11 protein-coding genes are annotated in these 13,466 nt (G+C 68.9%); 8 read left to right on the plus strand and 3 right to left on the minus strand.

Translation table 11 applies throughout. The features are described from left to right. Positions 1–20 precede the first annotated feature (20 nt). The 5 genes from EJ105_RS20080 (at position 21) to EJ105_RS20100 (ending at position 7,387) form a co-directional block, all read left to right on the plus strand. Complete coding sequence (locus tag EJ105_RS20080) at positions 21–785, plus strand: RNA-binding protein (RefSeq protein WP_245279305.1); 765 nt, start codon at positions 21–23, stop codon at positions 783–785. Beyond that, positions 782–3,976: a translation initiation factor IF-2 gene (gene infB / locus EJ105_RS20085; RefSeq protein WP_250167738.1), complete on the plus strand. Its 3,195-nt coding sequence runs from the start codon at positions 782–784 to the stop codon at positions 3,974–3,976. The genes EJ105_RS20080 and infB overlap by 4 nt, the downstream gene beginning before the upstream one ends. A gap of 170 nt (positions 3,977–4,146) precedes the next feature. Continuing rightward, positions 4,147–4,602 (plus strand): 30S ribosome-binding factor RbfA, encoded by a 456-nt coding sequence (gene rbfA, locus EJ105_RS20090; protein WP_024281313.1) that lies wholly within the window; start codon positions 4,147–4,149, stop codon positions 4,600–4,602. Then, the gene (truB, locus tag EJ105_RS20095) at positions 4,599–5,702 is read left to right on the plus strand and encodes a tRNA pseudouridine(55) synthase TruB (protein ID WP_250167739.1); all 1,104 of its coding nucleotides are present in this window, start codon (positions 4,599–4,601) and stop codon (positions 5,700–5,702) included. The genes rbfA and truB overlap by 4 nt, the downstream gene beginning before the upstream one ends. Positions 5,703–5,779: 77 nt before the next feature. Continuing rightward, positions 5,780–7,387, plus strand: coding sequence for an ABC transporter substrate-binding protein (locus tag EJ105_RS20100; protein ID WP_250167740.1), 1,608 nt, complete (start codon positions 5,780–5,782; stop codon positions 7,385–7,387). A 78-nt stretch (positions 7,388–7,465) separates the two neighbouring features. Here EJ105_RS20100 and EJ105_RS20105 read toward each other — a convergent pair whose 3' ends face one another. Continuing rightward, on the minus strand, positions 7,466–8,068 hold the full coding sequence (locus EJ105_RS20105; protein WP_250167741.1) for a malonic semialdehyde reductase: 603 nt from the start codon (positions 8,066–8,068) through the stop codon (positions 7,466–7,468). Positions 8,069–8,342: 274 nt separating this feature from the next. On the opposite strand from EJ105_RS20105, the gene EJ105_RS20110 reads away from it, so the two are divergent. The 3 genes from EJ105_RS20110 (at position 8,343) to EJ105_RS20120 (ending at position 11,158) form a co-directional block, all read left to right on the plus strand. Next, complete coding sequence (locus EJ105_RS20110) at positions 8,343–9,578, plus strand: pyridoxal phosphate-dependent aminotransferase (RefSeq protein WP_250167742.1); 1,236 nt, start codon at positions 8,343–8,345, stop codon at positions 9,576–9,578. Between the two features lie 17 nt (positions 9,579–9,595). Continuing rightward, entirely contained in the window at positions 9,596–10,648 is a 1,053-nt protein-coding gene (locus EJ105_RS20115; RefSeq protein ID WP_024281308.1) for an AbrB family transcriptional regulator, read from the plus strand. A gap of 99 nt (positions 10,649–10,747) precedes the next feature. Then, positions 10,748–11,158, plus strand: coding sequence for a DoxX family protein (locus EJ105_RS20120; protein WP_250167743.1), 411 nt, complete (start codon positions 10,748–10,750; stop codon positions 11,156–11,158). Between the two features lie 14 nt (positions 11,159–11,172). Here EJ105_RS20120 and EJ105_RS20125 read toward each other — a convergent pair whose 3' ends face one another. Together EJ105_RS20125 and EJ105_RS20130 are read right to left on the minus strand one after the other, a co-directional pair. Next, positions 11,173–11,943 (minus strand): M48 family metallopeptidase, encoded by a 771-nt coding sequence (locus tag EJ105_RS20125; RefSeq protein WP_029556435.1) that lies wholly within the window; start codon positions 11,941–11,943, stop codon positions 11,173–11,175. A gap of 61 nt (positions 11,944–12,004) precedes the next feature. Beyond that, a complete protein-coding gene (locus EJ105_RS20130; protein WP_029556436.1) occupies positions 12,005–13,429 on the minus strand; it encodes a polyhydroxyalkanoate depolymerase in 1,425 nt (474 codons plus the stop codon). Positions 13,430–13,466 lie beyond the last annotated feature (37 nt).

Below are 13,466 nucleotides of genomic sequence, written 5' to 3' on the forward strand. Positions count from 1 at the left end.
GCCTAAGGAGATGACCACTGGTGCCCGCGATACTGGACGAGGACGAGACGGACGGGGGGCCGCGCAGCTTGTCTGCGGCGCGGGCGCCTCTGTCGCGCCTGTGCCTCGCCACGCGGCGGGTGCTGCCGGTGGCGGACATGATGCGCTTCGTGGTGGCGCCCGACGGCGCCATCATCCCGGATCTTTCGCGTAAGCTTCCCGGCCGTGGGGCCTGGGTGGGTGCCACCCGGGCCGATTTCGACGCGGCGCTGAAGAAGAAGGCCTTCGGCCGCGCCTTCAAGGGCCGTGGCAAGGCTGCGCCCGATCTTGCCGATCTGGTGGATCGGCTCATCTATAAAGACGCGCTCGCCGCCCTCTCCCTCGCCAACAAGGCGGGACGGGTCGTGACGGGCCACACCAAGGTCGAGGCGGCCCTGGGCACCGGCGATGTGCTGGTCGTCCTCAACGCCAGTGACGCGCGCCCGGACGGGGTGCGCAAGCTCAATGCCCTCCTGCGACAGGTCGAGGCTGCCGGTTTCCGCGCGGCTGCCGTGGTCGATTGCTTTCCCGGCATCGATTTGGACTTGGCGTTAGGGCGGTCAAATGTGGTACATGCGGCGCTGCTCGCGCATCCGACGGCCAAAGGGTTTCTGGAGCGCTGCCACAGGCTCTCGCGCTGGCGGACGGGTACGTCCATCGGCGAGACGCTCGGGCAGGGTCCAAACCCCAGCCATGGCAACGATTTGAGCCATGGTGCTGATCTCCCGCATGACCCCGGCCGGATGCAAGGAACGGATACGGAATGAACGACACCAAGACCCCAGGCGACAAGACGCTGCATCCCGCCCCCGGCAAGACGCTCACGCTGAAGCGCCCGGTGGAGCAGGGAACGGTGCGCCAAAGCTTCAGCCATGGCCGCTCCAAGGCGGTCGTGGTGGAGAAGGTGAAGCGCCGCGTCATCGCCCCAGGTGAGGCTGGCCACGGGAGCGCGCCTGCGGCGCCGGCTCCGGCTGCCCCGCCTGTGCAGGCGAAGGCGCCTGTCGCTCCGGCTCCGGCTCCGGCCCCTGCTGCGGCCGCCCGTCCGGCGCCTGCCGCTCCCACCCCGGCGCCTGCGCCCGCGGCTGTCGTCGCCCCTGCCGCTCCTGCGCCCGCCGCTCCGGTGGAGGCCAAGGCCCCGGTGGATGCGCCGGCTACCGCTCCGGCTCCCGCGCCCGCTCCGGCAGAAGCCAAGGCCCCGGCCGCACCCGCTGCCGAGGCGGTCGCTGCACCTGTGGCCGCTCCTGCGCCCGCGGCGCCTGCCGCTGCCGAGCCGGCTCCCGCCAAGCCGGAGGCTGCGCCTGCTGCGCCCGCTCCCGTCGCCGCTGCCCCTGCTGCCGCGCCGAAGCCGGCTGCGCCCGCTCCCGCCGCGGCCCGTCCTGCGGCGGCCTCCGGCCCGCGTCCCGCCGAGGGATCGCGGTCGGGTTCCGGCCAGCCGTCCCGTACCGGCTCGTCCGGCCAGTCGTCTTCGCGTCCCAACGCTCCGTCGCGTCCCGGCCAGCCGCCGCGGTCCGGCGGTCCGGGTTCGGATCGTGATCGCCGTCCCGGTGGCGGTGGTGGTCCCTCGCGTCCCGGCCAGCAGCGTCCCGGCGGTTCGGGCGTGGTGCTGCGCACGCTGACCGAGGAAGAGCGCAACGCCCGCGCCAGCGCGCTGGCCGACGCCCGCGTCCGCGCGGTCGAAGAGCAGCGCATGGCCGAAGAGCGCCGCGCTGCCGAGGAGGAGGCTCGTCGCCGCGCCGAGCGCGAGCGTGCCGAGCGCGCCGAGCGTGAGGCCGCAGAGGCCCGCAAGCGCGAGGACGAGGCCCGCCGCGCCCAGGAAGAAGACAAGAAGCGCAAGGCCGAGCAGGAAGCGCGCAAGCGCTTCGGCGGCGAGGAGCAGGGTGCGAGCGCCCGTCCCGCCGGCACGACCACCGCGCGTCCGCTCACCCCGCGTCCGGCTGGTACCACCGCTCCGGCGGAAGGTGGCAGCGAGGAAGAGGAGCGCCGTGGGGGCGGTGCCGTCCGCCGCGGCCCCGCCGCGCGTCCGGTCGCCCCGGTCAAGGTGCCCCGTGCGCCCGCCGGCCAGGAGAAGCAGCGCGGCCGCCTGACGCTCGTCACCGCCCAGTCGGGTGAAGAAGAGCGCCAGCGTTCGGTCGCCTCGTTCCGCCGCCGCACCCAGCGCATGACCGGGCACCGGCAGCAGGAGAGCAAGGAAAAGATCGCCCGCGAGGTGATCCTGCCCGAGACCATCACCATCCAGGAACTCGCCAACCGCATGTCGGAGCGGGCCGTGGACGTGATCCGCATGCTGATGAAGCAGGGGCAGATGGTGAAGATCACCGACGTGATCGACGCCGATACCGCCGAGCTCATCGCCGAGGATCTCGGTCACACCGTCCGCCGCGTGTCGGAGAGCGACGTCGAGGAAGGCCTGTTCGATACCCCGGACGCCCCCGAGACCCTGCTGCCGCGCCCGGCCGTCGTGACCATCATGGGCCACGTCGACCACGGCAAGACCTCGCTGCTCGACGCCATCCGCAAGGCGAACGTGGTGTCCGGCGAGGCCGGCGGCATCACCCAGCACATCGGCGCCTACCAGGTGACCGCGCCCTCGGGCTCGAAGATCACCTTCATCGACACCCCCGGCCATGCCGCCTTCACCGCCATGCGCGCCCGTGGCGCCAAGGTGACGGACATCGTGGTGCTGGTGGTGGCGGCCGACGACGGCGTGATGCCCCAGACGGTGGAAGCCATCAACCACGCCCGCGCGGCGCGGGTGCCGCTGATCGTGGCGATCAACAAGATCGACAAGCCCGGCGCCAAGCCCGAGCGCGTCCGCTCCGAACTGCTTCAGTACGAAGTGCAGGTGGAGAGCATGGGCGGCGAGACGCTCGAGGTGGAGGTCTCCGCCAAGGAGCATCTCAACCTCGACAAGCTCCTGGAGGCCATCGCCCTCCAGTCGGAACTGCTCGACCTGCGCGCCAATCCGAACCGCGACGCCGAAGGCACCGTGGTGGAAGCCAAGCTCGATCGCGGCCGGGGCCCCGTGGCCACCGTCCTCGTCCAGCGCGGTACCCTGCACGTGGGCGACATCGTGGTGGCCGGTGCCGAGTGGGGCCGCGTGCGCGCCCTCATCTCCGACACCGGTGCCACCGTGGACGCGGCCGGCCCCTCCCTGCCCGTGGAGGTGCTGGGCTTCAACGGCACGCCGGAGGCGGGTGACCGCCTCGCGGTGGTGGAAAACGAAGCCCGCGCCCGCGAGATCACCGATTACCGCCAGCGCCAGAAGCGCGAGAAGGCGGCGGCCCGTTCCGCCACCATCCGCGGCTCGCTGGAGCAGATGATGAGCCAGGTGAAGGCTTCGGGGCGGAAGGAATTCCCCCTCATCATCAAGGGCGACGTGTCGGGCTCGGTGGAAGCCATCATCGGCGCGCTGGAGAAGGTCGGCAACGACGAGGTGCAGGCCCGCATCATCCATTCCGGCGCGGGCGGCATCAACGAAAGCGACGTGACGCTGGCGGAAACCTCCGGCGCCGCGATCATCGCCTTCAACGTGCGCGCCAACAAGGAAGCGCGCGACGCGGCCGATCGGGCGGGTATCGAGATCCGCTACTACAACATCATCTACGACCTCGTGGATGACGTGAAGAAGGCCATGAGCGGCCTGCTCGCGCCCATCAACCGCGAGACCATGCTGGGCAACGCCCTCATCAAGGAGATCTTCCTGGTCTCCAAGGTGGGCAAGGTGGCGGGCTGCCAGGTCACCGACGGTATCGTGGAGAAGGGCCAGCACGTGCGCCTGATCCGCGACAACGTGGTGATCCACGAGGGCAAGCTTGCGACGCTCAACCGCTTCAAGGATGCGGTGAACACCGTGAACGCCGGCCAGGATTGCGGCATGTCCTTCGAGAACTACCAGGACATGCGCGCTGGCGACGTGATCGAGTGCTACCGCGTCGAGGTGATCCAGCGCTCGCTGTGACCTGACGACGGGCGCAACGCTCGACGTTTCCGCCTCCGGTCTCTTCCCCGAACGGGAAAAGGCCGGAGGCGTCGACGCTTAACCGGAACGGTACGGTCCAAGCCCGTCCGCTCCACAATCGAGGAGAAGGCGCCACGGCTTTGCCGGCGCCGAACGAAGCAGAAGCAAAAATGAAACCCGATACCCGCACGGGAGGCGGCCCCTCCCAGCGCATGCTGCGCGTGGGCGAGCTTGTCCGCCATGCCCTGGCCGACGTGCTGTCCCGCGGCGACCATATCGATCCGGTGCTTGCCGGGCACATCATCACCGTGCCCGAGGTGCGCATGTCGCCGGACCTCAAGATCGCCACCTGCTACGTCATGCCCCTCGGCGGCAAGGACATCACGCCCGTCATCAAGGCGCTGGCCGACAATGCCCGCCGCCTGCGCACCGAGGTGGCGCGGCGCGTGGAGCTGAAGAGCGTGCCCGAGCTGCGCTTTCGCAAGGATACGTCCTTCGACGAGGGCGCGCGCATGGACGCCCTCCTGCGCTCGCCACAGGTGCAGCGCGACCTCGATGCCCTTGAGAGCCATTCCGAGGACGCGCCCGACCAGACTCCGACCGACAAAGAGACCGACGCCGAATGACCGTCCGAGCCACTGCCGAAGCCGCGGCTGAAGCCGCCGCCGAGCCCATCGTTGAATCCGTTGTCGAGACCACCCTCGCTCCTGAAGCGGCCGAAGCGCCCGCCGGCGATGCCCCCCGCGCCAGCCGCGAGCAGGACAACCGCCCCCGCGCGCCCAAGCGCGACCTCGATGGCTGGGTGCTGCTCGACAAGCCCACCGGCATGACCTCCACCCAGGCGGTGGCGGTGGTGAAGCGCATCTTCGGGGCCAAGAAGGCCGGACATGCGGGCACCCTCGACCCGCTGGCCTCCGGCTGCCTGCCCATCGCCTTCGGCGAGGCCACCAAGACCGTTCCCTATGTGATGGACGGCCGCAAGACCTACCGTTTCACCGTGCGCTTCGGCACCGAGACGGACACGGACGATTCCGAGGGCAAGGCGGTGGAAACCTCCGACCTGCGCCCCTCGGACGACGAGATCATCGCAGCGCTGCCCACCTTCCGCGGCGAGATCATGCAGGTGCCGCCGGCCTATTCGGCGCTCAAGATCGGCGGCGAGCGCGCCTATGACCTCGCCCGTGAAGGTGAGGAGGTGAAGCTGGAGGCGCGCCCCGTCACCATCTTCCGCATCGAGCTGATGGACCGTCCGGACGCCGACCATGCGGTGCTGGAGGCCGAGTGCGGCAAGGGCACCTATGTGCGCGCCATCGCCCGCGACCTCGGCCGCATGCTGGGTTCGCGGGGACATATCTGCCAGCTGCGCCGCGCCTGCGTCGGGCCGTTTCTGGAGGAGCGTCTCGTGCCCCTCGATGAGCTGCGCGACCGCGCCGAGGCCAGCGAAGAGGCGCTGATGGATGCGCTCGATCCGGTGGCCGTGGCGCTGGAGGAAATCCCCCAGCTCAACGTGACGCCGCAGGAGGCCCATCGCCTGCGCTGCGGCCAGAGCATCATCCTGCGCGGCCGCGACGCCCCCATCGTCGAGGGCCATGTGGCAGTGTCCTGCCAGGGTGCGCTCATCGCCATCGGCGACGGCGAGAACGGCGAGGTGTTTCCGCACCGCGTGTTCAACTGGGGCAAGTCCTCGGGCAAGTCCTCGAACCGGCCGCCCCGCCGCAACCGCTGACGTCCGTTTCGCAAAGCGAAGCATACGGCATATCTCTTGCCTTCCTTCCGTGGGGCTTACTCACGGAAGGACGATAGATGCTGCGTTTCCGGACGCTTCGAACCTCTCTTGCCGCCGCGCTTTTCCTCGGTCTTGCCGGGGCGGCGCCGGCGGGCGCGGAGAGCGTGGTCCGCTATGGCATCTCCATGGCGGACATTCCGCAGACCACCGGTCAGCCTGATCGTGGGGCAGGTGCCTATCAATTCACCGGCTACACCCTGTACGACCCGCTGGTCGCCTGGGAGATGAACGTGGCCGACCGGCCCGGCAAGCTGGTGCCCGGCCTTGCCACCGAGTGGAAGGTGGACCCGGCCGACCCCAAGAAGTGGCTGTTTACCCTGCGCAAGGGCGTGAAGTTCCACGACGGCTCGGACTTCAATGCCGATGCCGTGGTGTGGAACCTCGACAAGGTGCTGGACGAGAAGGCACCCCAGTTTGACAAGCGCCAGTCCGCCCAGGTGAAGACCCGCCTGCCGTCCATCGCCTCCTGGCGCAAGGTGGACGACATGACGGTGGAGATCACCACCAAGGACGTGGATTCGTTCTTCCCCTACCAGATGCTCTGGTTCCTGGTGTCGAGCCCGGCCCAGTACGAGAAGCTCGGCAAGGACTGGGACAAGTTCGCCCAGAACCCCTCGGGCACCGGTCCCTTCAAGCAGGACAAGCTGGTGCCGCGCGAGCGGCTGGAGCTGGTCAAGAACCCCGACTACTGGGACAAGTCCCGCCTGCCCAAGACCGACCGGATGATCCTCATCCCCATGCCGGAGGCGCTGACCCGCACCAACGCGCTGCTCGCCGGGCAGGTGGACCTCATCGAGACCCCCGCGCCCGACGCCGTGCCCCAGCTCAAGGCTGCCGGCATGAAGCTCGTGACCAACGTCACCCCGCACGTGTGGAACTACCACCTCTCCATGCTGCCCGGCTCGCCCTGGACCGACATCCGCCTGCGCAAGGCGCTGAACCTCGCGGTGGATCGGGAGGGCGTGGTGGAGCTGATGAACGGCCTCGCCCAGCCCGCCAAGGGGCAGGTGGACAAGACCAGCCCGTGGTTCGGCAAGCCCACCTTCGACCTCAAGTATGATCCCGAGGCCGCCAAGAAGCTGGTGCAGGAGGCGGGCTATTCCAAGGAAAAGCCGCTCAAGACCACCTTCATCATCGCCGCCGGCGGCACCGGACAGATGCTGTCCCTGCCCATGAACGAGTTCCTGCAGGCGAGCTTCAAGGAGATCGGCATCGACGTGGAGTTCAAGGTGGTGGAGCTGGAGGCGCTCTACACCGCCTGGCGCAAGGGGGCGAAGGACCCGATGAACGAGGGCATCACCTCGAACAACATCGCCTATGTCACCTCCGACCCGCTCTATGCCCTCATCCGCTTCTTCGATTCGCGGCAGGTGGCGCCGGTGGGCGTGAACTGGGGCTATTACTCGAACCCCAAGGTGGACGCCCTCATCGACGAGGCGAAGCGCACATTCGACACCAAGAAGCAGGACGAATTGCTCGCCCAGGTGCACCAGCAGGTGGTGGACGACGCCGTTCTGGTCTGGGTGGTGCACGACGTGAACCCGCACGCCCTCTCCCCCAAGGTGAAGAGCTTCGTGCAGGCCCAGCACTGGTTCCAGGACCTCACCACCATCGGCCTTAACTGAGGCCTTCTCAGCTGAGGCCTTGGGCCCAAACGCAAAGGGCGCCCCGCGGGGCGCCCTTTTTTCGTTCTGGAGCTGAGATCAGAGGATCTGCGCGGCGTCCTCGAAGGCGAGGCGCGGCAGGCGGGGCATCACCTTGGAGGCATCGCCATGGCCGATGGCTGCGATGAAATTGGTCTTGGTGGTGCCACCGGGGAAGAACTCCGCATCCACCTTCGCCGCGTCGAAGCCGGAGACGGGGCCGACATCGAGGCCGAGCGCGCGGGCGGCGAGGATGAGATAGGCGCCCTGCAGCGAGGAATTGCGGAAGGCGTGGGGCTCGATCATCCCGGGATTGTTGATGAACAGGTCGCGGAACTGCGGGTAGTGCGGAAACAGCTCGGGGATCTTGTCGTGGAAGTCGAGGGCGTAGCCGATGATGGCCACCACGGGCGCGGCCAGGATCTTGTGGTTGCTCTCCGGCAGGGCAGGGCGCAGGCGCTCCTTGGCTTCCGGGGTGGTGAGGAACACGTAGCGGGCCGGCTGGGTGTTGGCGGAGGTCGGGCCGTACTTCGCCAGATCATAGAGGGCGCGCACTTCCGCCTCGCTGACCGGGGCATCGGTCCAGCCATTCTGGGTGCGGGCGGAAAGGAACAGGCGGTCGATGGCGGCGGCATCGATGGCCGGGGTGACGGTCTGCGACATGGGGGGCATCCTGATTGAACCGGCGAGGGCGCGGAGGTGCGCGGGTGGTGATCAGCACGTAGGACCGCACCCCCGCGCCGGCAACGGCCCCGCTCCGCAAGAGGCCATTGCATCCGTGCAATGCCGTAACGGGAGGCGCGATTCATCACCGGGACTGATCGGATCGCCACTTCATTTGATGGCGCACGGGCGCGCCGAGGCTCTATAAGTCGCGCCGGCGCACCCGCCGATTTCCCTCCGCGCCGCCACCCCGCTTCGTGCCCGCGAGCAAGCCATGATGTCCCCTGCTGCGCCCGTTTCCGCCTTGCCCGTGGAAGATCCCTATCTGGAGCGCGTGCGCGAGCATGTCCGCGCGCTGCCCGAAAGCGGGATCGTCGAGGTGATGAACTACGGCCGCGACCGGCCCGGCATGATCCCGCTGTGGGCCGGCGAGGGCGATGTGCCCACCCCGCCTTTCATCTGTGAGGCGGCGGCGGCCGCCCTCCACGCCGGCGAAACCTTCTACACCTGGCAGCGCGGCCTGCCGGAGCTGCGGGCCGCCATCGCCCGCTACATGAGCGCCCTCTATGGCGTGCCGGAAACGCCGGAGCGCTATTTCGTCACCGGCTCGGGGATGCAGGCGATCCATGTGGCCGTGGCCCTGGTGGCCGGGGCGGGGGACGAGGTGCTCATTCCCTCCCCCACCTGGCCCAACGCCGCGGCTGCGGCGCAGAAGGCGGGCGCGCGCCCCGTCTACGTGCCCTTCAATTACGGGCCGGAGGGCTTCACCCTCGATCACGACCGGCTCGCCGCGGCGGTGACGCCCGCGACCCGCGCCATCTTCCTCAACACGCCGGCCAACCCCACCGGCTTCGTGGCGACGCGGGACGACCTGAAGGCGGTGCTTTCGCTGGCCCGCCGCCACGGCCTGTGGATCATCGCCGACGAGATCTACGGCCGCTTCTATTATGGCGAGGAGGGGCGGGCGCCGTCCTTCCACGACATCATGGATGAGGAGGACCACATCCTCTTCGTCCAGACCTTCTCGAAGAACTGGGCCATGACCGGCTGGCGCATCGGCTGGCTGGAGGCGCACCCGCGCCTCGGCCAGATCATCGAGAACCTCATCCAGTATTCCACCTCCGGCGTTGCCGCCTTCATGCAGCGCGGCGCCATCGCGGCGCTGGAACAGGGCGAGCCGTTCGTCGCCGAGCAGATCGCCCGCGCCCGCCGCGGCCGTGACCTCGTGGGCGATGCGCTGCTCGCCACCGGTCGCGTGGATCTCGTGAAGCCGCCCGGCGCCTTCTATCTGTTCTTCGGCATCGAGGGGCGGCGCGACGTGCGCAGCCTGGGCCTCACTTTGGTGGACGAGGCCAATGTGGGCCTCGCCCCCGGCACCGCCTTCGGCCTTGGCGGCGACGGCTTCATGCGCCTGTGCTTCGCGCGGGGCGACGCGCAGCTCGCCGAGGCGAGCCGGCGCCTTGTGGCGTGGTTGGAGCGGACCCGGCCTGCGGGATCGGACGCCGCGTGAGGGGATTGCCTTTCAGGATGCGCTCGGCCGCCTCGGCGGCGGTGACGCTGGGGGCCGGCGCCCTCGGCGGCGGGATCTTCGCGCTTCTGGGCCTGCCGGCGGCGTGGATCTCGGGCTCGCTGGTCGCCTGCATCGGCCTCGCGCTGGCGGGCGTGCGCATCGACGTCCCGGAATGGCTGCGCTTCCTCGCCTTCGTGGTGCTCGGCACCTCCATGGGCACCATGCTGACGCCGGAGACCTTCGCCCGCGCCGCCACCTGGCCGGTGAGCATGGCCTGCCTCGGCGCCAGCGTGCTCGGCACCATGGCGGGCGGCACCCTCTTCCTCACCCGCGTGGCCGGCTGGAGCCGGGAAAGCGCCTTCTGGGCCTCCGCGCCCGGCGCCTTCGGCACCGTGGTCGCCATGGCAGCGGACACCAGCGCGGACCTGCGGCAGGTCGCCTTCGCCCAGACGCTGCGGCTGTTCCTGCTGGTGGCGGCTTTGCCCAACGTGCTGGCGGCGCTGGGCATGACGGCGGGCGGCGTGCCGCCACCGCCCCATGTCTCGACCCTTGGCGAGATTGTCGTCCTCTTCGTCGTCTGCACCGGCGCGGCCCTGCTCGCGGCGCGGCTGAAGCTGCCGGGCGGCTTGATCCTCGGCGCGCTCGCCGGCAGCGCCGTGCTTCACGCCACCCGCCTGTCCACCGCCGTGCTGCCGGCGGAACTGCTCATCCCGGCCTTCGTGGTGCTGGGGGGCAGCGTGGGCGTGCGCTTCATCGGCACCTCGCTCGCCACCATCCGGGCCTATGTGCTCGCCTCGCTTGGGGCCTTTCTGGTGGCGGTGGCGATCTCCACCCTGTTCGCCTTGCTGGCCGCATGGCTGACGGGCGACGATCTCGGCAAGCTGGTCACGGCCTTCGCGCCGGGGGCGCTCGAGGCCATGACGGCCCTTGGCTTCGCCATGGGCTACGACCCGGCCTTCATGAGCGCGCACCATCTTTTCCGCTTTGCCGGACTGTCGGTTGCGCTCCCCGTGGCGGCCCGGCTGATGTTCGCCGCCGCCGAGGAGGCGGGGCGGGACCACACGCAATAGTGTCCTGAAACCTCCCTGTCCGATGTTGCAGTGCAGCGTCGGCGGTATCACACACTCGCCGAGCTTCCGCATGGGGAAGTGTGTGTTGGAGATGACGCCTTGCGTACCCTTGATGACCTCGCCCTGCTTGTGGGACGGATCTTCCTTGCGGCCCTGTTCCTGCCCTCGGGCATCAGCAAGCTCAGCAATCTCTCCGGCTTCACCGGTTTTCTGGCCGGCAAGGGGGTTCTCCTGCCGCAGGTGCTGGCGCCGATCGCCACCGCGACCGAAGTCGTCGGGCCGCTGCTGCTCATCGTCGGTCTGTTTCCGCGGGCGACCGCCATCTGGATGGCGGGCTTCACGGTTGTCGCGACGATGATTTCACACATGTTCTGGACCTTCCCCGATGCCGCAGCCCAGGCGGCGCAGCAGACCCAGTTCCTCAAGAACGTGGGCATCATCGGCGGATTGCTGATCTATTTCGCCGCCGGCCCCGGCGCGATCAGCCTTGGCCGGAAGAAGGTCGCCTGAGAAGGCCGCGAGGCTCAGCCTTCGCCATAGCGGTGGAGTTCGGAGCCGTGGCGCCTCAGCCACGCCTCCGCCTCCTTGCGGTTGGGGCAGACCTGCTCCACCAGCCGCCAGAAGCGCACCCCGTGGTTCATCTCCAGGCGGTGCGCCACCTCGTGGGCCGCGAGATAATCCAGCACGAAGGCCGGCGCGAAGATCAGCCGCCAGGAGAAGGAGAGGTCGCCCCGCGCCGAGCAGGAGCCCCAGCGGCTCGCCGTGTCGCGCAGCGTGAGCCGGCCGACCTCGACGCCGAGCGCCTGCGTATAATGCTTGACCGCGGCGGCAAGGTCGCGCCGGGCTTCCTTCTTCAGGAAGTCCAGCACGCGGCGCCCCATGTGCGGCGCCTCGCCGGCGACGCAGAGGGTGGGCATGCCGCGCACGGCCGGCTCGATCCACACCGTTCCGCGCGCATCGGGGCGATGGACGATGCGGTGCGGCTCGCCGCGCAGGGGAATGACGGCGCCATCCTCGAACGGCACCGCCTCCGGCAGGCGCACGAGGCGCACGCGCACCCATTCGCGATGCCGTTCCACGAAGGCGCGGGCGAAGGAAAGCGCCACATGGGGCGGGGCTGTGAGGGTCACGTCCCGGGAGGTCGCCCGCACCCTGAGCGTGAGCCGGCGCGCCTGCGGATGGCGGCGAACCGCGACCCGCAGCGTCTCGTCGTCAAGCAACAGCTCGATCGTCTCGACGCCGGGCGTCAGCGACGATTTGCGGTCCTCATTGCGAGTCTGGCGGCGAAACAGCATTGGGCAGCCGGGGCGAAGTTACCTCCGGTATCTTCCCAAGAATTTCGCCGCGCCGCCAGTACTAAGTCGGCGCAATCCGGGGATAAAGCGCGGTCACATTCTTGTTGAGGGCGAACACGTCCGGCTCTTCCTCGCCCGCGGCCTCCGGCGCCGGGCGGTCCGGCATGGGCCGGGCCCGTCCATCTTTGCGGAATTCCTGGGAGAGGATGAAGTCGGAAATGCGCGGCGCGATCTCCGAGCGGAAGCGCGAGCCGTTGAAAACGCCGTAATGGCCGACGCCCGGCTGCTCCCAATGGGCGCGCATGTCCTCGGGGATCAGCGGGCACAGCTTGTGCGCGGCCTTGGTCTGGCCGATGCCGGAGATGTCGTCCTTCTCCCCTTCCACCGTCATCAGCGCGACGCGGCGGATGAGGTCCGGCTTCACCACCTGCGAATGATGCATGATTTCGCCCTTCGGCAGGGCATGGGTGATGAAGACATTCTCCACGGTTTCCAGGTAGAAATCCGCGGTCAAGTCCATGACGGCGAGATACTCGTCGTAGAAATCGCGGTGCTTTTCGGCCGAGTCGCCGTCGCCCTGCACCAGGTGCCGGAACAGGTCCCAATGGGCCTGCAGGTGCCGGTCGAGGTTCATGGACATGAAGCCGTTGAGCTGCAGGAAGCCCGGATAGACCTCGCGCAGCGCGCCGGGATGCGGCCACGGCACGGTGGTGATGACGTTGCGGCGGAACCATTCGATGCCGCGGTCCTGGGCCAGCGTGTTCACCGCGGTGGGGGCCTCGCGGGTGTCGATGGGGCCGCCCATGAGCACCATGGACTTGGGCACGAAGGGATCTTCCTCCGCTTCCATGCGGGCGATGGCCATCATCACCGGCACCGCCGGCTGGCAGACCGCCATGACGTGGCAGTTGCCGCCCATGCGGTGGAAGATGGAGATGAGGTAGTCCACATAGTCGGACAGGCTGAAGCGGCCTTCCGACATGGGCACCAGCTTCGCGTCGATCCAGTCGGTCACGTAGACGTCGTGGGTGGGCAGCATGGCCTCGACCGTGCCGCGCAGCAGCGTGGCGTGATGGCCGGACACCGGGGCCACGATGAGCAGGCGCGGCTGCGGACGGCGCGGCGGATATTCGAACGCGCGCTCGAAATGCAGCAGCCGGCAGAACGGCCGTTCCCACACCGTGTTCACGTGCACCGGCACCGTCTGGCCGGCCGCCGAGGTGTGGGTGATGCCCCAGTCCGGCTTGCCGTAGCGGCGGGTGGTGCGCTCGAACAACTCGCACGCAGCCGCCATGGACTTGCCGATGGTGGTATGCGAGACCGGGTTGATCGGATTTTTCAGGAACAGCCGGCTGGCGTCCGCCATGGCGCGGGATGGGTTGAGCGCAGCATAGCCCATCTCGTACATCCAATAGAGCGGAGTCGAGAGCCCAACGTCGCCTTGACGCGGCAGCCGGGTAGCACTTGCGAACTCGCCGATTGCCATGAGTGGTCCTCACCGTTACTGGCTGCCTAGAAAGGCG

The sequence above is a fragment of the Xanthobacter aminoxidans genome (assembly GCF_023571765.1).
In the GTDB taxonomy this organism is placed as follows: domain Bacteria; phylum Pseudomonadota; class Alphaproteobacteria; order Rhizobiales; family Xanthobacteraceae; genus Xanthobacter; species Xanthobacter aminoxidans.